Annotated in this window: 12 protein-coding genes and 16 pseudogenes; 14 read left to right on the top strand and 14 right to left on the bottom strand. The window is 57.2% G+C overall.

What is annotated here, in order from left to right; all coding sequences use genetic code 11:
* Positions 1 to 1,659: pseudogene (gene uvrA, locus PFEN_RS05790) on the top strand (excinuclease ABC subunit UvrA); the annotation flags it as partial.
* Between the two features lie 142 nt (positions 1,660 to 1,801).
* Here the strand turns inward: uvrA and bfr (PFEN_RS05785) are convergent.
* From bfr (PFEN_RS05785) to PFEN_RS30465, 13 genes and pseudogenes are all read right to left on the bottom strand, one after another.
* Positions 1,802 to 2,319 (bottom strand): annotated as a pseudogene (gene bfr / locus PFEN_RS05785) (bacterioferritin).
* 155 nt (positions 2,320 to 2,474) lie between these two features.
* Positions 2,475 to 3,923: a catalase gene (locus PFEN_RS05780; protein ID WP_191485939.1), complete on the bottom strand. Its 1,449-nt coding sequence runs from the start codon at positions 3,921 to 3,923 to the stop codon at positions 2,475 to 2,477.
* A 238-nt stretch (positions 3,924 to 4,161) separates the two neighbouring features.
* A complete protein-coding gene (gene rplQ / locus PFEN_RS05775) occupies positions 4,162 to 4,548 on the bottom strand; it encodes a 50S ribosomal protein L17 (protein WP_100944360.1) in 387 nt (128 codons plus the stop codon).
* 42 nt (positions 4,549 to 4,590) lie between these two features.
* Entirely contained in the window at positions 4,591 to 5,592 is a 1,002-nt protein-coding gene (locus PFEN_RS05770; protein WP_003176403.1) for a DNA-directed RNA polymerase subunit alpha, read from the bottom strand.
* A 22-nt stretch (positions 5,593 to 5,614) separates the two neighbouring features.
* Positions 5,615 to 6,236: pseudogene (rpsD, locus tag PFEN_RS05765) on the bottom strand (30S ribosomal protein S4).
* Between the two features lie 17 nt (positions 6,237 to 6,253).
* Positions 6,254 to 6,643: a 30S ribosomal protein S11 gene (gene rpsK, locus PFEN_RS05760; RefSeq protein WP_007924177.1), complete on the bottom strand. Its 390-nt coding sequence runs from the start codon at positions 6,641 to 6,643 to the stop codon at positions 6,254 to 6,256.
* 30 nt (positions 6,644 to 6,673) lie between these two features.
* Complete coding sequence (gene rpsM, locus PFEN_RS05755; protein ID WP_003186020.1) at positions 6,674 to 7,030, bottom strand: 30S ribosomal protein S13; 357 nt, start codon at positions 7,028 to 7,030, stop codon at positions 6,674 to 6,676.
* Positions 7,031 to 7,159: 129 nt separating this feature from the next.
* Positions 7,160 to 7,276, bottom strand: a complete 117-nt coding sequence (rpmJ, locus tag PFEN_RS05750) for a 50S ribosomal protein L36 (protein WP_002555468.1) — start codon at positions 7,274 to 7,276, stop codon at positions 7,160 to 7,162.
* Positions 7,277 to 7,300: 24 nt separating this feature from the next.
* Positions 7,301 to 8,625, bottom strand: a pseudogene (gene secY / locus PFEN_RS05745) (preprotein translocase subunit SecY).
* Positions 8,626 to 9,050, bottom strand: a pseudogene (rplO, locus tag PFEN_RS05740) (50S ribosomal protein L15).
* Positions 9,051 to 9,053: 3 nt separating this feature from the next.
* Positions 9,054 to 9,230: pseudogene (locus tag PFEN_RS30470) on the bottom strand (uL30 family ribosomal protein).
* Positions 9,223 to 9,679, bottom strand: a pseudogene (locus tag PFEN_RS05735) (30S ribosomal protein S5). The pseudogenes PFEN_RS30470 and PFEN_RS05735 overlap by 8 nt, the downstream one beginning before the upstream one ends.
* Before the next feature lie 63 nt (positions 9,680 to 9,742).
* Positions 9,743 to 10,075 (bottom strand): annotated as a pseudogene (locus PFEN_RS30465) (50S ribosomal protein L18).
* A 14-nt stretch (positions 10,076 to 10,089) separates the two neighbouring features.
* Between PFEN_RS30465 and rplR the strand changes: the two are divergent.
* The 13 genes and pseudogenes from rplR (at position 10,090) to bfr (PFEN_RS05670) (ending at position 18,271) form a co-directional block, all read left to right on the top strand.
* A pseudogene (gene rplR / locus PFEN_RS05730) lies at positions 10,090 to 10,382 on the top strand (50S ribosomal protein L18).
* 3 nt (positions 10,383 to 10,385) lie between these two features.
* A pseudogene (gene rpsE / locus PFEN_RS05725) lies at positions 10,386 to 10,884 on the top strand (30S ribosomal protein S5).
* 2 nt (positions 10,885 to 10,886) lie between these two features.
* A complete protein-coding gene (rpmD, locus tag PFEN_RS05720; RefSeq protein WP_191485938.1) occupies positions 10,887 to 11,063 on the top strand; it encodes a 50S ribosomal protein L30 in 177 nt (58 codons plus the stop codon).
* A 3-nt stretch (positions 11,064 to 11,066) separates the two neighbouring features.
* A pseudogene (gene rplO / locus PFEN_RS05715) lies at positions 11,067 to 11,500 on the top strand (50S ribosomal protein L15).
* A pseudogene (gene secY, locus PFEN_RS05710) lies at positions 11,501 to 12,827 on the top strand (preprotein translocase subunit SecY). It abuts the pseudogene before it with no gap.
* Positions 12,828 to 12,851: 24 nt separating this feature from the next.
* Positions 12,852 to 12,968, top strand: a complete 117-nt coding sequence (gene rpmJ, locus PFEN_RS05705) for a 50S ribosomal protein L36 (RefSeq protein ID WP_002555468.1) — start codon at positions 12,852 to 12,854, stop codon at positions 12,966 to 12,968.
* A 129-nt stretch (positions 12,969 to 13,097) separates the two neighbouring features.
* A complete protein-coding gene (gene rpsM / locus PFEN_RS05700; RefSeq protein WP_003186020.1) occupies positions 13,098 to 13,454 on the top strand; it encodes a 30S ribosomal protein S13 in 357 nt (118 codons plus the stop codon).
* Positions 13,455 to 13,484: 30 nt separating this feature from the next.
* Entirely contained in the window at positions 13,485 to 13,874 is a 390-nt protein-coding gene (gene rpsK, locus PFEN_RS05695) for a 30S ribosomal protein S11 (protein ID WP_007924177.1), read from the top strand.
* An 18-nt stretch (positions 13,875 to 13,892) separates the two neighbouring features.
* A pseudogene (rpsD, locus tag PFEN_RS05690) lies at positions 13,893 to 14,512 on the top strand (30S ribosomal protein S4).
* 22 nt (positions 14,513 to 14,534) lie between these two features.
* A complete protein-coding gene (locus PFEN_RS05685; RefSeq protein WP_003176403.1) occupies positions 14,535 to 15,536 on the top strand; it encodes a DNA-directed RNA polymerase subunit alpha in 1,002 nt (333 codons plus the stop codon).
* A 42-nt stretch (positions 15,537 to 15,578) separates the two neighbouring features.
* Entirely contained in the window at positions 15,579 to 15,965 is a 387-nt protein-coding gene (rplQ, locus tag PFEN_RS05680) for a 50S ribosomal protein L17 (protein WP_100944360.1), read from the top strand.
* A 239-nt stretch (positions 15,966 to 16,204) separates the two neighbouring features.
* Positions 16,205 to 17,652, top strand: a pseudogene (locus PFEN_RS05675) (catalase).
* A gap of 157 nt (positions 17,653 to 17,809) precedes the next feature.
* Positions 17,810 to 18,271 (top strand): annotated as a pseudogene (gene bfr, locus PFEN_RS05670) (bacterioferritin).
* 195 nt (positions 18,272 to 18,466) lie between these two features.
* Here the strand turns inward: bfr (PFEN_RS05670) and PFEN_RS05665 are convergent.
* A pseudogene (locus tag PFEN_RS05665) lies at positions 18,467 to 19,706 on the bottom strand (ATP-binding cassette domain-containing protein); the annotation flags it as partial.

Raw genomic sequence — 19,706 nt, 5'->3', positions numbered from 1 at the left:
GCGCGAGGAGCTGGCCAAGTTCCTCAGCACCCAGCCGTGCCCGGACTGCCGTGGCACGCGCCTGCGTCGCGAGGCGCGGCACGTATGGGTCGGCGAAAAGACCCTGCCAGCGGTGACCAACCTGCCGATCGGCGATGCCTGCGAATACTTTGGCGGGCTGAAGCTGACCGGTCGCCGTGGGGAAATCGCCGACAAGATTCTCAAGGAAATCCGCGAGCGCCTGCAGTTCCTGGTCAACGTCGGCCTGGACTATCTGTCCCTGGATCGCAGTGCCGACACCCTTTCCGGTGGCGAAGCACAGCGGATTCGCCTGGCCAGCCAGATTGGCGCCGGCCTGGTGGGGGTGTTGTACATCCTCGATGAGCCGTCCATCGGTTTGCACCAACGGGACAACGACCGCCTGCTCGGCACGCTGAAGCACCTGCGCGATATCGGCAACACGGTGATCGTGGTCGAACACGATGAAGACGCGATCCGCCTGGCGGACTATGTGGTCGATATCGGCCCGGGTGCCGGCGTGCATGGCGGACATATCGTTGCCGAAGGGACACCGGCCGAGGTCATGGCGCATCCCGACTCGCTGACCGGCAAGTACTTGTCCGGCCGGGTGAAGATAGAAGTCCCGGCCAAGCGCACACCGCGCAACAAGAAACTGGCACTGCACCTCAAAGGCGCGCGTGGCAACAATCTGCGCAATGTCGACCTGGAGATCCCGCTGGGTCTGCTGACCTGCGTGACCGGTGTGTCCGGCTCCGGCAAGTCGACACTGATCAACAACACCCTGTTCCCGCTCAGCGCCACCGCGCTCAATGGCGCGACGACACTGGAAGCCGCGGCCCACGACAGCATCAACGGCCTGCAGCACCTGGACAAGGTGGTGGACATCGACCAGAGCCCCATCGGTCGTACCCCACGCTCGAACCCGGCCACCTATACCGGTCTGTTTACACCGATCCGCGAGCTGTTCGCCGGCGTGCCGGAATCCCGCTCGCGGGGTTACGGCCGGGGCGCTTCTCGTTCAACGTCAAGGGTGGACGCTGCGAAGCCTGCCAGGGCGACGGCCTGATCAAGGTGGAGATGCACTTCCTGCCGGACATCTATGTGCCGTGCGATGTGTGCAAGAGCAAGCGCTACAACCGCGAAACCCTGGAGGTCAAGTACAAGGGCAAGAGCATCCACGAGGTCCTCGAGATGACGATCGAGGAAGCACGGGAGTTCTTCGACGCGGTGCCGGCGCTGGCCCGCAAGCTGCAGACGCTGATGGACGTGGGCCTGTCGTATATCAAGCTGGGGCAGTCGGCGACCACCCTGTCCGGCGGCGAGGCGCAACGGGTCAAGCTGTCCCGCGAGTTGTCCAAGCGCGATACCGGCAAGACCCTGTATATCCTCGATGAGCCGACCACTGGCCTGCACTTCGCAGATATCCAGCAGTTGCTCGACGTTCTGCATCGCCTGCGCGACCACGGCAATACCGTGGTGGTGATCGAGCACAACCTGGATGTGATCAAGACCGCCGACTGGTTGGTCGACCTTGGGCCTGAAGGGGGTTCCAAGGGCGGGCAGATCATTGCGGTCGGTACGCCGGAGCAAGTGGCGGAGATGCCCCAATCCCATACCGGGCATTACCTGAAGCCGCTGTTGCTGCGCGACCGGGCGTAACCGGATAGCATGAAAAAGCCCTGTCATTGAGTGATGACAGGGGCTTTTTTGTGGAGCTGAAATCGCTATCGCCAGCAAGCTGGCTCCTACAGGTTCCGCGTCCACTCACGATCTTGCGAGCGACAACTCTCGCTTGTAGGAATCAGCGTGCTGCGCGCGGCGTTCCGACGATCCGCCGCGCAGCAGCGGCCATTCTCCAGAACTGCGACTGCAAGTAATTCTGCAACCCGATGGACTTGATCAGCCCCAACTGCTTCTCCAGCCAGTAGGTGTGATCTTCCTCGTATCAGCCAACTGCACACGCAGGATCTCGCGGGTGACGTAATCCTTGTGCAGCTCGCAGAGCTCGATGCCCTTGCACAGCGCGGCACGCACCTTGTTCTCCAAGCGCAGGTCGGCGGCGAACATGTCAGGCACGTTGCTACCGATGTCCAGGTCGTCCGGACGCATGCGCGGCGTGCCCTCGAGCATCAGGATCCGGCGCATCAACGCATCGGCATGTTGCGCCTCTTCTTCCATCTCGTGATTGATGCGCTCGTAGAGCTTGCTGAAGCCCCAGTCCTCATACATCCGCGAATGGATGAAATACTGATCACGGGCTGCCAGCTCACCGGTCAGCAACGTGTTGAGGTAGTCGACTACGACCTGGTTACCTTGCATCGCCCTACATCTCCCTGCTTGAAAGGCTGCATTTTGAACCATGCTGACCGGGAGGTCACTGGAAAACACAAACAAAGCAAAGATTTCCAGAGAAAAGCAGCCTAAAAAACGCAAAAACCGCCCTGAGTGAGGGCGGTTCTGCTTCTCGTTCAGACTTAGTTCAGCACTACACCCAGCGCCTTGGCGATACCTTCGCCGTATGCCTGGTCGGCCTTGAAGAAATGCTGCAACTGGCGCTCGACCACGTCATCGGATACACCCGACATCGCGCCAGCGATATTGCTGATCAGCAGCGCTTTCTGCTCGGTGCTCATCAAACGGAACAGCGCACCGGCATGACTGTAGTAATCGGTATCTTCGCGGTGATCGTAACGATCCGCCGCACCACTGAGGGCCAACGCCGGCTCAGCGTAGTGAGGCGCCTGTTTGGGCGCTTCGACGTAGCTGTTGGGCTCGTAGTTCGGCGTCGCGCCACCGTTGCTGCCAAAGGCCATGGAGCCGTCACGCTGGTAGGTGTTGACCGGGCTGCGCGGGGCGTTCACCGGCAACTGCTGATGATTGGTGCCGACACGGTAGCGGTGGGCATCGGCATAGGCGAAGACGCGGCCTTGCAGCATGCGGTCCGGTGACAGACCAACACCCGGCACCATGTTGCTCGGACCGAAAGCTGCCTGTTCGACTTCGGCGAAGTAGTTCAGCGGGTTACGGTTGAGCTCGAGCTCGCCGACTGCGATCAGCGGAAACTCTTTCTGCGACCAGGTCTTGGTCACGTCGAAAGGGTTCTCGTAATGCGCCGCGGCCTGGGCTTCGGTCATGATCTGGATACAGACAGTCCATTTCGGGAAGTCGCCGCGTTCGATGGCGCCGAAAAGATCACGCTGGGCGTAATCCGGATCGGTGCCCGCCAGGCGTGCCGCCTCGGCCGGCGCCAGATTCTTGATGCCCTGCTTGGTCTTGTAGTGCCACTTGACCCAGTGCCGCTCGCCCTTGGCGTTGATCAGGCTGTAGGTGTGGCTACCAAAACCATGCATGTGCCGGTAGCCGTCCGGGATCCCACGATCCGAGAACAGGATGGTGACCTGGTGCAGTGCCTCGGGCGAGTGCGACCAGAAATCCCACATCGCCTGCGCGCTCTTCAGGTTGCTTTGCGGCAGACGTTTCTGGGTATGGATAAAGTCGGGGAATTTCAGCGGATCGCGGATAAAGAACACTGGCGTGTTGTTGCCAACGATGTCCCAGTTACCTTCCTCGGTGTAGAACTTCAAGGCAAAACCACGCGGATCACGTTCGGTGTCGGCCGAACCACGTTCACCACCGACAGTCGAGAAGCGCAGGAAAGTCGGGGTCTGCTTGCCCACGGATTCGAACAGCTTGGCGCTGGTGTACTGGGTAATGTCTTTGGAAACGGTGAACGTACCGTAGGCACCCGAGCCCTTGGCGTGTACACGGCGCTCGGGAATGTTCTCACGATTGAAGTGAGCGAGCTTTTCGATCAGGTGAAAGTCATCGAGCAACAGCGGGCCACGGGGCCCGGCGGAACGGGAATTCTGATTGTCAGCGACAGGAGCGCCACTGGCGGTCGTAAGGGTTTTGTTCTGGCTCATGTGATCGTCTTCCTCTGTCAGTCTTTGAACCGCCGGCTAATCGGCTGAGAAGGAGTATTGACCATCAATGTGACGCAGACAAATTCATTAATTTGCTTACATCAATAGAAAATGACTACCAACGACTCCAGCTCATAGCGTGCAGTCAGGCGCAGTGTAGAAGCTTGTACATACGATGCGTTTCTTGCGGGCACAAAAAACCGGGCGCTAGCCCGGTTTCTTGTTTCAGACTGACGTCTTACTCGGCAGATACAGCTTCGCCGGCAGTAGCACGATCAACCAACTCGACGTACGCCATAGGCGCGTTGTCGCCAGTGCGGAAACCGCACTTGAGGATGCGCAGGTAGCCACCCTCACGGGTAGCATAACGCTTGCCCAGGTCGTTGAAGAGCTTACCAACGATAGCTTTCGAACGAGTACGGTCGAAAGCCAGACGACGGTTAGCCAGGCTATCTACTTTAGCCAGAGTGATCAGCGGCTCAGCAACGCGGCGCAGTTCTTTGGCTTTTGGCAGAGTCGTTTTGATCAGCTCGTGCTCGAACAGCGACACCGCCATGTTTTGAAACATGGCCTTGCGGTGCGAGCTGGTGCGGCTCAGGTGACGACCACTTTTACGATGACGCATGGTTCATTCCTTACCAAACACTACGTTCGGTGATTACGACGATCAGGCAGTCGCCTTGTCGTCCTTCTTAAGACTTGCAGGCGGCCAGTTGTCGAGGCGCATGCCGAGGGACAGACCGCGGGAGGCCAGAACGTCCTTGATTTCAGTCAAGGATTTCTTGCCCAGGTTCGGAGTCTTCAACAGCTCTACTTCGGTACGCTGAATCAGGTCACCGATGTAGTAGATGTTTTCCGCCTTAAGGCAGTTGGCCGAACGTACAGTCAGTTCCAGATCGTCAACCGGGCGAAGCAGGATCGGATCGATCTCGTCTTCTTGCTCGATTACCACTGGCTCACTGTCACCTTTGAGGTCGACGAACGCAGCCAACTGCTGTTGCAGGATGGTTGCAGCGCGGCGGATAGCCTCTTCAGGATCCAGAGTACCGTTGGTTTCCAGATCAATAACCAGCTTGTCCAGGTTGGTACGCTGCTCGACACGGGCGTTTTCCACCACGTAAGCGATACGGCGAACCGGGCTGAACGAAGAGTCGAGCTGCAAGCGACCGATGCTGCGGCTTTCGTCTTCATCGCTCTGACGCGAGTCTGCTGGTTCATAACCACGACCACGAGCTACGGTGAGCTTCATGTTCAAGGCGCCGTTAGACGCCAGGTTAGCGATTACGTGATCGGGGTTAACGATCTCGACATCATGATCCAGCTGAATATCGGCAGCGGTAACCACCCCCGAACCCTTCTTCGACAAGGTCAGCGTAACTTCGTCACGGCCGTGCAGCTTGATAGCCAGACCTTTAAGGTTCAACAGGATTTCAATGACGTCTTCCTGTACACCTTCGATGGCGCTGTACTCGTGGAGCACACCGTCAATCTCGGCCTCGACTACTGCACAGCCTGGCATTGAGGACAACAGGATGCGGCGCAGCGCGTTGCCCAGGGTGTGGCCAAAACCACGCTCGAGAGGCTCGAGGGTGATTTTAGCGCGGGTTGGACTGACAACCTGCACGTCAATGTGACGGGGTGTCAGGAACTCATTTACCGAAATCTGCATGGATGCACCTATTTTCTAGCCCTTACTTGGAGTAGAGCTCGACAATCAGGCTTTCGTTGATGTCGGCGGAGAGGTCACTGCGAGCAGGCACGTTCTTGAAAACGCCCGACTTCTTCTCAGTGTCCACTTCTACCCATTCTACGCGGCCACGCTGGGCACACAGATCGAGAGCCTGGACAATGCGCAGTTGATTCTTAGCTTTCTCGCGAATAGCTACCACGTCACCAGCACGAACCTGGTAGGACGGGACGTTGACGGTTTTGCCGTTAACGCTGATCGACTTGTGCGATACCAGTTGACGGGATTCGGCACGAGTCGAGCCAAAACCCATACGGTATACAACGTTGTCCAGACGGCATTCGAGCAGTTGCAGCAGGTTTTCACCGGTTGCGCCTTTACGGCCGGCGGCTTCTTTGTAGTAGCCGCTGAACTGACGCTCAAGAACGCCATAAATACGACGGACCTTCTGCTTTTCACGCAGTTGGGTGCCGTAGTCGGACTGGCGACCGCGGCGCTGGCCGTGGATACCAGGTGCTGCTTCGATGTTGCACTTGGATTCGATAGCGCGCACGCCGCTCTTCAGGAAGAGATCGGTGCCTTCGCGACGAGCCAGTTTTGCATTTTGGACCAATGTAACGAGCCATTCTTTACAATCTCTGGATTACACGCGGCGCTTCTTCGGCGGACGGCACCCGTTATGCGGGATTGGCGTCACGTCGGTGATGCTGGCGATCTTATAGCCACAGCCGTTCAATGCACGGACAGCGGACTCACGACCTGGACCTGGACCTTTGACGTTGACGTCGAGGTTTTTCAGGCCATATTCCAGCGCAGCTTGACCAGCACGTTCAGCAGCTACTTGAGCAGCAAACGGGGTGGACTTGCGGGAACCGCGGAAACCCGAACCACCGGAGGTAGCCCAGGAAAGAGCGTTACCTTGACGGTCGGTAATGGTCACGATGGTGTTGTTGAAAGACGCGTGGATGTGGGCGATGCCATCAACCACTGTCTTTTTGATTTTCTTACGAGGACGAGCAGCAGGTTTTGCCATGACTAGATTCCTGTCGATTCGCTGGTGCGATTACTTGCGGATCGGCTTACGCGGACCTTTGCGAGTACGCGCGTTGGTCTTGGTACGCTGACCGCGTACTGGCAGACCACGACGATGGCGCAGACCGCGGTAGCAGCCCAAGTCCATCAAGCGTTTGATTTTCATGTTGATTTCGCGACGCAGGTCACCTTCAGTGGTGAACTTCGCCACTTCGCCACGCAGCTGTTCAATCTGCTCGTCGCTCAGATCCTTGATCTTTGCGGCTGGGTTGACCCCAGTCACTGCACAAATTTTCTGTGCAGTAGTGCGACCAACACCATAGATGTAGGTCAGCGAGATAACAGTGTGCTTGTTATCTGGAATGTTAACGCCTGCAATACGGGCCATTCAGTGGGACTCCAATTGACAGCTACCTACGCCCCGGAAGCCAAGAAATAGGGCGCGAGATAATATCGCTGTAATAACAAATAATCAACCCAGCAGCGCACTAGCTGCTGGGCTTTTAGCAGATCACACTCAGCCTTGGCGCTGTTTGTGACGCGGTTCCGCGCTGCAAATTACTCGAACCACACCTTCGCGGCGAATAATCTTGCAGTTACGGCACAGCTTTTTCACCGATGCACGAACTTTCATCACCAACTCCTCGAACCTTATGGGTCAGCGCAGCATGCCGCTGCCGTAACCCTTCAGGTTGGCTTTCTTCATCAGGGATTCGTACTGGTGCGAAACGAGGTGCGATTGTACTTGGGACATGAAGTCCATCACAACCACGACCACGATCAGCAACGAGGTCCCGCCAAGGTAGAACGGAACGTTTGCCGCGACCACAAGGAACTGGGGTAACAGGCACACGGCCGTCATATAAGAGCACCGAACATGGTCAAACGGGTCAGAACGCCATCAATGTAGCGCGCCGACTGCTCGCCTGGACGGATACCCGGAATAAAGGCACCGGACTTCTTCAGGTTTTTCCGCTACGTCTTTCGGATTGAACATCAACGCCGTATAGAAGAAGCAGAAGAAAATAATCCCTGCACTAAACAGCAGAATATTCAACGGCTGACCAGGAGCGATCGACTGCGAGATGTCCTGCAACCAGCCCATACCTTCAGACTGACCGAACCAGGCACCCAGCGAAGCCGGGAAGAGCAAGATGCTGCTCGCGAAGATAGCAGGAATAACACCGGCCATATTCACCTTCAGCGGCAGGTGGCTGGTCTGCGCGGCGAAGACCTTGCGGCCCTGCTGACGCTTGGCGTAGTGAACAGCAATACGACGCTGACCACGCTCAATGAACACCACGAAACCGATGATCGCTACTGCCAGCAAACCGATGGCAACCAGAGCGAAGATGTTGATATCGCCCTGACGTGCAGACTCGAAGACTGCCCAATCGCTCTCGGAAGACCGGCGACGATACCCGAAAAAATCAACATCGAGATACCGTTACCCACACCGCGCTCGGTAATCTGCTCACCCAACCACATCATGAACATCGCGCCGGCCACGAAAGTGGACACCGCAACGAAATGGAAGCTGAAGCCAGCACTAAACGAGACGCCCTGGTTAGCCAGGCCAATGGACATGCCAATGGCTTGACAAGTGCCAGGACGACGGTGCCATAGCGGGTGTATGGCTGATCTTACGACGACCAGCCTCACCTTCCTTCTTCAACTGCTCCAGCTGCGGGCTGACGGCGGACATCAGCTGCATGATGATCGATGCCGAAATGTACGGCATGATCCCCAGTGCAAAGATGCTCATCCGTTCCAGCGCGCCGCCGGAAAACATGTTGAACAAGCTAAGAATGGTCCCTCATTCTGTCGAAACAGGTCCGCCAGCCGGTCCGGGTTGATACCTGGAACTGGGATGTGTGCGCCTATCCGGTAGACGATAATCGCCAGGAATAGAAAACGCAGTCGAGCCCAGAGCTCGGATAACCCGCCTTTGCTGAGCGCTGAGAGAGCACCTTGCTTAGCCATTTATTCCTCGAACTTGCCGCAGCTGCTTCGATAGCCGCACGCGCACCTTTGGTGGCTGCGATGCCTTGATAGTTACTGCGCGAGTCACTTCGCCCGACAGCATGATTTTCACACGCTGTACGTTCTGGTTGATCACGTTGGCATCTTTCAGGGACTGCACGGTGACGATGTCGCCTTCCACTTTGGCAGCTCGGACAGACGCACTTCTGCGCGGTCCATGCTTTCAGGGAAACGAAACCGAACTTCGGCAGGCGACGATGCAGCGGCTGTTGACCGCCTTCAAGCCTGGAGCAATGGTGCCACGAGCGGAAGTCTGACCTTTGTGACCACGGCCACCAGTCTTGCCCAAACCACTACCGATACACGGCCCGGACGATGCTTTTCGCGACGGAACCCGGCGCTGGACTCAGATCATTGAGTTTCATCGATTAACCCTCTACACGCAGCATGTAGTAGCCTTGTTGATCATCCGCATTCTCGAGTATCCTGGACTTCTACAGTGTGACCGATGCGACGCAGACCAGGCCTTGACACACAGTCTGTGGTTAGGGATGCGGCCGTCATGCTTTGATCAGCGTTACTTTTACGGTTGCATGATCACGGATCTCGTGCAGTTTTGCCGCGCTTGGCAGCAATGGACTCAGGGGACTGCATGGCTTTCAAACCTTTGAAAGTGGCGTGAACCACGTTTACCGGTTAGTCGAGCCGTAGCACTGGCCAGAACGTTCTGCACACCAGCCACTTGAGGACAGCACGCATAGCGCCGCAGCGATGATACCGGTACCTTCAGAAGCAGGCTGCATGTAACCTTGGAAGCGCCGTGGCGGATTTCATGGCGTACTGCGAGTGGTACGTTCAGGTCCACCTGGATCATGTTGCGACGGCAGCTTCCATAGCTTCTGGATCGCGGCAGGCACTTCACGTGACTTGCCACGGCCGAAGCCTACACGGCCCTTGCCCAATCACCTACCCCCCCCCCAACGGTCAACCGCCGCGTGAAGGTGAAGATACCGGCCGCCCTTTAAAACGGTTTTGAGCCTACGCGGTTAACTATGAACCAGCTGTCCTCCGATGTAGCCCTTCGTCGCCGCTTTTGGTCGTTATTTGACCATGAAACTTAGAACTCCAGCCCAGCCTTCACGAGCCAGCATCAGCCAGCGCCTTTGACGCGTTCCCGTGACTACCTTGAAGCCAGAGCGGTCGGAAAGGCCCACCTGCGAGACGCCAGGCGGCTTTAGCCACGCGTAGCGACCAGCTGGCCAACCCATTAGTCGGCCCGCCGCGTCGATGCCTTGCCAGTGGTCACCATCACGCAGTTCTTTGTCCAAAGTCGAGGCACTTGCCAGGACTTTGTTTGCCGTCGGCCGAAATGACCATGGGCGTAGATGTGCTGGCGAAAGAGCGGGAACACGCAGAGACGCACGATCTTGCGGTCGCGTCGCAAAGTCAGGCGTGGCCTGACGAATGCGCGATCGAGTCGTGCGTCTCTGCGTGTTTCCGCTCTTCGCAGCACATCTACGCCCAGGTCATTTCGGCCGACGCAACAAAGTCCTGGCAAGTGCCTCGACTTTGGACAAAGAACTGCGTGATGGTGCCACTGGCAACATCGACGCGGCCACTAAGGTTGGCCAGCTGGTCGCTACGCGTGCTAAAGCCGCTGGCGTCTCGCAGGTGGCTTTCGACCGCTCTGGCTTCAAGTATCACGGCCGCGTCAAGGCGCTGCTGATGCTGCTCGTGAAGCTGGGCTGGAGTTCTAAGTTATGTCAAATAACGACCAAAGCGCGACGAAGGCTACATCGAGAAGCTGGTTCAAGTTAACCGCGTAGCCAAAACCGTTAAAGGCGGCCGTATCTTCACCTTCACCGCGTTGCCGTGGTAGGTGATGGCAAGGGCCGTGTAGGCTTCGGCCGTGGCAAGTCACGTGAAGTGCCTGCCGCGATCCAGAAGGCTATGGAAGCTGCTCGTCGCAACATGATCCAGGTGGACCTGAACGGTACCACTCTGCAGTACGCCATGAAATCCGCCCACGGCGCTTCCAAGGTTTACATGCAGCCTGCTTCTGAAGGTACCGGTATCATCGCTGGCGGCGCTATGCGTGCTGTCCTCGAAGTGGCTGGTGTGCAGAACGTTCTGGCCAAGTGCTACGGCTCGACTAACCCGGTAAACGTGGTTCACGCCACTTTCAAAGGTTTGAAAGCCATGCAGTCCCCTGAGTCCATTGCTGCCAAGCGCGGCAAAACTGCAGCGGAGATCCTGTGATCATGGCAACCGTAAAAGTAACGCTGATCAAAAGCATGACCGGCCGCATCCCTAACCACAGACTGTGTGTCAAGGGCCTGGGTCTGCGTCGCATCGGTCACACTGTAGAAGTCCAGGATACTCCCGAGAATCGCGGGATGATCAACAAGGCTTACTACATGCTGCGTGTAGAGGGTTAATCGATGAAACTCAATGATCTGAGTCCAGCGCCGGTTCCCGTCGCGAAAAGCATCGTCCGGGCCGTGGTATCGGTAGTGGTTTGGGCAAGACTGGTGGCCGTGGTCACAAAGGTCAGACTTCCCGCTCCGGTGGCACCATTGCTCCAGGCTTTGAAGGCGGTCAACAGCCGCTGCATCGTCGCCTGCCGAAGTTCGGTTTCGTTTCCCTGAAAGCCATGGACCGCGCAGAAGTGCGTCTGTCCGAGCTGGCCAAAGTGGAAGGCGACATCGTCACCGTGCAGTCCCTGAAAGATGCCAACGTGATCAACCAGAACGTACAGCGTGTGAAAATCATGCTGTCGGGCGAAGTGACTCGCGCAGTAACTATCAAGGGCATCGCAGCCACCAAAGGTGCGCGTGCGGCTATCGAAGCAGCTGGCGGCAAGTTCGAGGAATAAATGGCTAAGCAAGGTGCTCTCTCAGCGCTCAGCAAAGGCGGTTATCCGAGCTCTGGGCTCGACTGCGTTTTCTATTCCTGGCGATTATCGTCTACCGGATAGGCGCACACATCCCAGTTCCAGGTATCAACCCGGACCGGCTGGCGGACCTGTTTCGACAGAATGAGGGGACCATTCTTAGCTTGTTCAACATGTTTTCCGGCGGCGCGCTGGAACGGATGAGCATCTTTGCACTGGGGATCATGCCGTACATTTCGGCATCGATCATCATGCAGCTGATGTCCGCCGTCAGCCCGCAGCTGGAGCAGTTGAAGAAGGAGGTGAGGCTGGTCGTCGTAAGATCAGCCAATACACCCGCTATGGCACCGTCGTCCTGGCACTTGTTCAAGCCATTGGCATGTCCATTGGCCTGGCTAACCAGGGCGTCTCGTTTAGTGCTGGCTTCAGCTTCCATTTCGTTGCGGTGTCCACTTTCGTGGCCGGCGCGATGTTCATGATGTGGTTGGGTGAGCAGATTACCGAGCGCGGTGTGGGTAACGGTATCTCGATGTTGATTTTTTCGGGTATCGTCGCCGGTCTTCCGAGAGCGATTGGGCAGTCTTTCGAGTCTGCACGTCAGGGCGATATCAACATCTTCGCTCTGGTTGCCATCGGTTTGCTGGCAGTAGCGATCATCGGTTTCGTGGTGTTCATTGAGCGTGGTCAGCGTCGTATTGCTGTTCACTACGCCAAGCGTCAGCAGGGCCGCAAGGTCTTCGCCGCGCAGACCAGCCACCTGCCGCTGAAGGTGAATATGGCCGGTGTTATTCCTGCTATCTTCGCGAGCAGCATCTTGCTCTTCCCGGCTTCGCTGGGTGCCTGGTTCGGTCAGTCTGAAGGTATGGGCTGGTTGCAGGACATCTCGCAGTCGATCGCTCCTGGTCAGCCGTTGAATATTCTGCTGTTTAGTGCAGGGATTATTTTCTTCTGCTTCTTCTATACGGCGTTGATGTTCAATCCGAAAGACGTAGCGGAAAACCTGAAGAAGTCCGGTGCCTTTATTCCGGGTATCCGTCCAGGCGAGCAGTCGGCGCGCTACATTGATGGCGTTCTGACCCGTTTGACCATGTTCGGTGCTCTTTATATGACGGCCGTGTGCCTGTTACCCCAGTTCCTTGTGGTCGCGGCAAACGTTCCGTTCTACCTTGGCGGGACCTCGTTGCTGATCGTGGTCGTGGTTGTGATGGACTTCATGTCCCAAGTACAATCGCACCTCGTTTCGCACCAGTACGAATCCCTGATGAAGAAAGCCAACCTGAAGGGTTACGGCAGCGGCATGCTGCGCTGACCCATAAGGTTCGAGGAGTTGGTGATGAAAGTTCGTGCATCGGTGAAAAAGCTGTGCCGTAACTGCAAGATTATTCGCCGCGAAGGTGTGGTTCGAGTAATTTGCAGCGCGGAACCGCGTCACAAACAGCGCCAAGGCTGAGTGTGATCTGCTAAAAGCCCAGCAGCTAGTGCGCTGCTGGGTTGATTATTTGTTATTACAGCGATATTATCTCGCGCCCTATTTCTTGGCTTCCGGGGCGTAGGTAGCTGTCAATTGGAGTCCCACTGAATGGCCCGTATTGCAGGCGTTAACATTCCAGATAACAAGCACACTGTTATCTCGCTGACCTACATCTATGGTGTTGGTCGCACTACTGCACAGAAAATTTGTGCAGTGACTGGGGTCAACCCAGCCGCAAAGATCAAGGATCTGAGCGACGAGCAGATTGAACAGCTGCGTGGCGAAGTGGCGAAGTTCACCACTGAAGGTGACCTGCGTCGCGAAATCAACATGAAAATCAAACGCTTGATGGACTTGGGCTGCTACCGCGGTCTGCGCCATCGTCGTGGTCTGCCAGTACGCGGTCAGCGTACCAAGACCAACGCGCGTACTCGCAAAGGTCCGCGTAAGCCGATCCGCAAGTAATCGCACCAGCGAATCGACAGGAATCTAGTCATGGCAAAACCTGCTGCTCGTCCTCGTAAGAAAATCAAAAAGACAGTGGTTGATGGCATCGCCCACATCCACGCGTCTTTCAACAACACCATCGTGACCATTACCGACCGTCAAGGTAACGCTCTTTCCTGGGCTACCTCCGGTGGTTCGGGTTTCCGCGGTTCCCGCAAGTCCACCCCGTTTGCTGCTCAAGTAGCTGCTGAACGTGCTGGTCAAGCTGCGCTGGAATATGGCCTGAAAAACCTCGACGTCAACGTCAAAGGTCCAGGTCCAGGTCGTGAGTCCGCTGTCCGTGCATTGAACGGCTGTGGCTATAAGATCGCCAGCATCACCGACGTGACGCCAATCCCGCATAACGGGTGCCGTCCGCCGAAGAAGCGCCGCGTGTAATCCAGGAGATTGTAAAGAATGGCTCGTTACATTGGTCCAAAATGCAAACTGGCTCGTCGCGAAGGCACCGATCTCTTCCTGAAGAGCGGCGTGCGCGCTATCGAATCCAAGTGCAACATCGAAGCAGCACCTGGTATCCACGGCCAGCGCCGCGGTCGCCAGTCCGACTACGGCACCCAACTGCGTGAAAGCAGAAGGTCCGTCGTATTTATGGCGTTCTTGAGCGTCAGTTCAGCGGCTACTACAAAGAAGCCGCCGGCCGTAAAGGCGCAACCGGTGAAAACCTGCTGCAACTGCTCGAATGCCGTCTGGACAACGTTGTATACCGTATGGGTTTTGGCTCGACTCGTGCCGAATCCCGTCAACTGGTATCGCACAAGTCGATCAGCGTTAACGGCAAAACCGTCAACGTCCCGTCCTACCAGGTTCGTGCTGGTGACGTGGTAGCTATTCGCGAGAAAGCTAAGAATCAACTGCGCATTGTCCAGGCTCTCGATCTGTGTGCCCAGCGTGGCCGCGTAGAATGGGTAGAAGTGGACACTGAGAAGAAGTCGGGCGTTTTCAAGAACGTGCCTGCTCGCAGTGACCTCTCCGCCGACATCAACGAAAGCCTGATTGTCGAGCTCTACTCCAAGTAAGGGCTAGAAAATAGGTGCATCCATGCAGATTTCGGTAAATGAGTTCCTGACACCCCGTCACATTGACGTGCAGGTTGTCAGTCCAACCCGCGCTAAAATCACCCTCGAGCCTCTCGAGCGTGGTTTTGGCCACACCCTGGGCAACGCGCTGCGCCGCATCCTGTTGTCCTCAATGCCAGGCTGTGCAGTAGTCGAGGCCGAGATTGACGGTGTGCTCCACGAGTACAGCGCCATCGAAGGTGTACAGGAAGACGTCATTGAAATCCTGTTGAACCTTAAAGGTCTGGCTATCAAGCTGCACGGCCGTGACGAAGTTACGCTGACCTTGTCGAAGAAGGGTTCGGGGGTGGTTACCGCTGCCGATATTCAGCTGGATCATGATGTCGAGATCGTTAACCCCGATCACGTAATCGCTAACCTGGCGTCTAACGGCGCCTTGAACATGAAGCTCACCGTAGCTCGTGGTCGTGGTTATGAACCAGCAGACTCGCGTCAGAGCGATGAAGACGAAAGCCGCAGCATCGGTCGCTTGCAGCTCGACTCTTCGTTCAGCCCGGTTCGCCGTATCGCTTACGTGGTGGAAAACGCCCGTGTCGAGCAGCGTACCAACCTGGACAAGCTGGTTATTGATCTGGAAACCAACGGTACTCTGGATCCTGAAGAGGCTATCCGCCGCGCTGCAACCATCCTGCAACAGCAGTTGGCTGCGTTCGTCGACCTCAAAGGTGACAGTGAGCCAGTGGTAATCGAGCAAGAAGACGAGATCGATCCGATCCTGCTTCGCCCGGTTGACGATCTGGAACTGACTGTACGTTCGGCCAACTGCCTTAAGGCGGAAAACATCTACTACATCGGTGACCTGATTCAGCGTACCGAAGTAGAGCTGTTGAAGACTCCGAACCTGGGCAAGAAATCCTTGACTGAAATCAAGGACGTTCTGGCCTCCCGCGGTCTGTCCCTCGGCATGCGCCTCGACAACTGGCCGCCTGCAAGTCTTAAGAAGGACGACAAGGCGACTGCCTGATCGTCGTAATCACCGAACGTAGTGTTTGGTAAGGAATGAACCATGCGTCATCGTAAAAGTGGTCGTCACCTGAGCCGCACCAGCTCGCACCGCAAGGCCATGTTTCAAAACATGGCGGTGTCGCTGTTCGAGCACGAGCTGATCAAAACGACTCTGCCAAAAGCCAAAGAACTGCGCCGCGTTGCTGAGCCGCTGATCACTCTGGCTAAAGTAGATAGCCTGGCTAACCGTCGTCTGGCTTTCGACCGTACTCGTTCGAAAGCTATCGTTGGTAAGCTCTTCAACGACCTGGGCAAGCGTTATGCTACCCGTGAGGGTGGCTACCTGCGCATCCTCAAGTGCGGTTTCCGCACTGGCGACAACGCGCCTATGGCGTACGTCGAGTTGGTTGATCGTGCTACTGCCGGCGAAGCTGTATCTGCCGAGTAAGACGTCAGTCTGAAACAAGAAACCGGGCCTAGCGCCCGGTTTTTTGTGCCCGCAAGAAACGCATCGTATGTACAAGCTTCTACACTGCGCCTGACTGCACGCTATGAGCTGGAGTCGTTGGTAGTCATTTTCTATTGATGTAAGCAAATTAATGAATTTGTCTGCGTCACATTGATGGTCAATACTCCTTCTCAGCCGATTAGCCGGCGGTTCAAAGACTGACAGAGGAAGACGATCACATGAGCCAGAACAAAACCCTTACGACCGCCAGTGGCGCTCCTGTCGCTGACAATCAGAATTCCCGTTCCGCCGGGCCCCGTGGCCCGCTGTTGCTCGATGACTTTCACCTGATCGAAAAGCTCGCTCACTTCAATCGTGAGAACATTCCCGAGCGCCGTGTACACGCCAAGGGCTCGGGTGCCTACGGTACGTTCACCGTTTCCAAAGACATTACCCAGTACACCAGCGCCAAGCTGTTCGAATCCGTGGGCAAGCAGACCCCGACTTTCCTGCGCTTCTCGACTGTCGGTGGTGAACGTGGTTCGGCCGACACCGAACGTGATCCGCGTGGTTTTGCCTTGAAGTTCTACACCGAGGAAGGTAACTGGGACATCGTTGGCAACAACACGCCAGTGTTCTTTATCCGCGATCCGCTGAAATTCCCCGACTTTATCCATACCCAGAAACGTCTGCCGCAAAGCAACCTGAAGAGCGCGCAGGCGATGTGGGATTTCTGGTCGCACTCGCCCGAGGCACTGCACCAGGTCACCATCCTGTTCTCGGATCGTGGGATCCCGGACGGCTACCGGCACATGCATGGTTTTGGTAGCCACACCTACAGCCTGATCAACGCCAAGGGCGAGCGGCACTGGGTCAAGTGGCACTACAAGACCAAGCAGGGCATCAAGAATCTGGCGCCGGCCGAGGCGGCACGCCTGGCGGGCACCGATCCGGATTACGCCCAGCGTGATCTTTTCGGCGCCATCGAACGCGGCGACTTCCCGAAATGGACTGTCTGTATCCAGATCATGACCGAAGCCCAGGCCGCGGCGCATTACGAGAACCCTTTCGACGTGACCAAGACCTGGTCGCAGAAAGAGTTCCGCTGATCGCAGTCGGCGAGCTCGAGCTCAACCGTAACCCGCTGAACTACTTCGCCGAAGTCGAACAGGCAGCTTTCGGTCCGAGCAACATGGTGCCGGGTGTTGGTCTGTCACCGGACCGCATGCTGCAAGGCCGCGTCTTCGCCTATGCCGATGCCCACCGCTACCGTGTCGGCACCAATCATCAGCAGTTGCCGGTGAACGCCCCGCGCAGCCCGGTCAACACCTACCAGCGTGACGGCTCCATGGCCTTTGGCAGCAACGGTGGCGCGACGCCGAACTACGAGCCCAACAGCTACGTCGAAGCGCCCAAACAGGCGCCTCACTACGCTGAGCCGGCGTTGGCCCTCAGTGGTGCGGCGGATCGTTACGATCACCGCGAAGATACCGATTACTACAGTCATGCCGGTGCGCTGTTCCGTTTGATGAGCACCGAGCAGAAAGCGCTGCTGATCAGCAATATCGCTGGCGCGATGTCGGGTGTATCCGATGACGTGGTCGAGCGCCAGTTGCAGCATTTCTTCAAGGCCGACCAGGCATACGGCGAAGGTATCGCCAAGGCGCTGGGTGTAGTGCTGAACTAAGTCTGAACGAGAAGCAGAACCGCCCTCACTCAGGGCGGTTTTTGCGTTTTTTAGGCTGCTTTTCTCTGGAAATCTTTGCTTTGTTTGTGTTTTTTCCAGTGACCTCCCGGTCAGCATGGTTCAAAATGCAGCCTTTCAAGCAGGGAGATGTAGGGCGATGCAAGGTAACCAGGTCGTAGTCGACTACCTCAACACGTTGCTGACCGGTGAGCTGGCAGCCCTGATCAGTATTTCATCCATTCGCGGATGTATGAGGACTGGGGCTTCAGCAAGCTCTACGAGCGCATCAATCACGAGATGGAAGAAGAGGCGCAACATGCCGATGCGTTGATGCGCCGGATCCTGATGCTCGAGGGCACGCGCGCATGCGTCCGGACGACCTGGACATCGGTAGCAACGTGCCTGACATGTTCGCCGCCGACCTGCGCTTGGAGAACAAGGTGCGTGCGCGCTGTGCAAGGGCATCGAGCTCTGCGAGCTGCACAAGGATTACGTCACCCGCGAGATCCTGCGTGTGCAGTTGGCTGATACCGAGGAAGATCACACCTACTGGCTGGAGAAGCAGTTGGGGCTGATCAAGTCCATCGGGTTGCAGAATTACTTGCAGTCGCAGTTCTGAGAATGGCCGCTGCTGCGCGGCGGATCGTCGGAACGCCGCGCGCAGCACGCTGATCCTACAAGCGAGAGTTGTCGCTCGCAAGATCGTGAGTGGACGCGGAACCTGTAGGAGCCAGCTTGCTGGCGATAGCGATTTCAGCTCCACAAAAAAGCCCCTGTCATCACTCAATGACAGGGGCTTTTTCATGCTATCCGGTTACGCCCGGTCGCGCAGCAAACAGCGGCTTCAGGTAATGCCGGTATGGGATTGGGGCATCTCCGCCACTTGCTCCCGGCGTACCGACCGCAATGATCTGCCCGCCCTTGGAACCCCCTTCAGGCCCAAGGTCGACCAACCAGTCGGCGGTCTTGATCACATCCAGGTTGTGCTCGATCACCACCACGGTATTGCCGTGGTCGCGCAGGCGATGCAGAACGTCGAGCAACTGCTGGATATCTGCGAAGTGCAGGCCAGTGGTCGGCTCATCGAGGATATACAGGGTCTTGCCGGTATCGCGCTTGGACAACTCGCGGGACAGCTTGACCCGTTGCGCCTCGCCGCCGGACAGGGTGGTCGCCGACTGCCCCAGCTTGATATACGACAGCCCACGTCCATCAGCGTCTGCAGCTTGCGGGCCAGCGCCGGCACCGCGTCGAAGAACTCCCGTGCTTCCTCGATCGTCATCTCGAGGACCTCGTGGATGCTCTTGCCCTTGTACTTGACCTCCAGGGTTTCGCGGTTGTAGCGCTTGCTCTTGCACACATCGCACGGCACATAGATGTCCGGCAGGAAGTGCATCTCCACCTTGATCAGGCCGTCGCCCTGGCAGGCTTCGCAGCGTCCACCCTTGACGTTGAACGAGAAGCGCCCCGGGCCGTAACCCCGCGAGCGGGATTCCGGCACGCCGGCGAACAGCTCGCGGATCGGTGTAAACAGACCGGTATAGGTGGCCGGGTTCGAGGGGTACGACCGATGGGCTCTGGTCGATGTCCACCACCTTGTCCAGGTGCTGCAGGCCGTTGATGCTGTCGTGGGCCGCGGCTTCCAGTGTCGTCGCGCCATTGAGCGCGTGGCGCTGAGCGGGAACAGGGTGTGTTGATCAGTGTCGACTTGCCGGAGCCGGACACACCGGTCACGCAGGTCAGCAGACCCAGCGGGATCTCCAGGTCGACATTGCGCATTGTTGCCACGCGCGCCTTTGAGGTGCAGTGCCAGTTTCTTGTTGCGCGGTGTGCGCTTGGCCGGGACTTCTATCTTCACCCGGCCGGACAAGTACTTGCCGGTCAGCGAGTCGGGATGCGCCATGACCTCGGCCGGTGTCCCTTCGGCAACGATATGTCCGCCATGCACGCCGGCACCCGGGCCGATATCGACCACATAGTCCGCCAGGCGGATCGCGTCTTCATCGTGTTCGACCACGATCACCGTGTTGCCGATATCGCGCAGGTGCTTCAGC

Source organism: Pseudomonas sp. FEN (genome assembly GCF_904067045.1).
Lineage (GTDB): Bacteria > Pseudomonadota > Gammaproteobacteria > Pseudomonadales > Pseudomonadaceae > Aquipseudomonas.
The sequence above is the reverse complement of the archived record's forward strand: the minus strand, read 5'-3'. Positions and strand labels throughout refer to the sequence as shown.

What these genes read in the sequence shown, in the direction of transcription:
- rpsK (WP_007924177.1), top strand. Translation starts at nt 13,485, where the DNA reads ATGGCAAAACCTGCTGCTCGTCCTCGTAAGAAAATCAAAAAGACAGTG.
- PFEN_RS05685 (WP_003176403.1), top strand. Translation starts at nt 14,535, where the DNA reads ATGCAGATTTCGGTAAATGAGTTCCTGACACCCCGTCACATTGACGTG.
- rpmJ (WP_002555468.1), bottom strand. Translation starts at nt 7,276, where the DNA reads ATGAAAGTTCGTGCATCGGTGAAAAAGCTGTGCCGTAACTGCAAGATT.
- rpsM (WP_003186020.1), bottom strand. Translation starts at nt 7,030, where the DNA reads ATGGCCCGTATTGCAGGCGTTAACATTCCAGATAACAAGCACACTGTT.
- PFEN_RS05780 (WP_191485939.1), bottom strand. Translation starts at nt 3,923, where the DNA reads ATGAGCCAGAACAAAACCCTTACGACCGCCAGTGGCGCTCCTGTCGCT.
- rpsK (WP_007924177.1), bottom strand. Translation starts at nt 6,643, where the DNA reads ATGGCAAAACCTGCTGCTCGTCCTCGTAAGAAAATCAAAAAGACAGTG.
- rpmD (WP_191485938.1), top strand. Translation starts at nt 10,887, where the DNA reads ATGGCAACCGTAAAAGTAACGCTGATCAAAAGCATGACCGGCCGCATC.
- rplQ (WP_100944360.1), top strand. Translation starts at nt 15,579, where the DNA reads ATGCGTCATCGTAAAAGTGGTCGTCACCTGAGCCGCACCAGCTCGCAC.
- rpsM (WP_003186020.1), top strand. Translation starts at nt 13,098, where the DNA reads ATGGCCCGTATTGCAGGCGTTAACATTCCAGATAACAAGCACACTGTT.
- PFEN_RS05770 (WP_003176403.1), bottom strand. Translation starts at nt 5,592, where the DNA reads ATGCAGATTTCGGTAAATGAGTTCCTGACACCCCGTCACATTGACGTG.
- rplQ (WP_100944360.1), bottom strand. Translation starts at nt 4,548, where the DNA reads ATGCGTCATCGTAAAAGTGGTCGTCACCTGAGCCGCACCAGCTCGCAC.
- rpmJ (WP_002555468.1), top strand. Translation starts at nt 12,852, where the DNA reads ATGAAAGTTCGTGCATCGGTGAAAAAGCTGTGCCGTAACTGCAAGATT.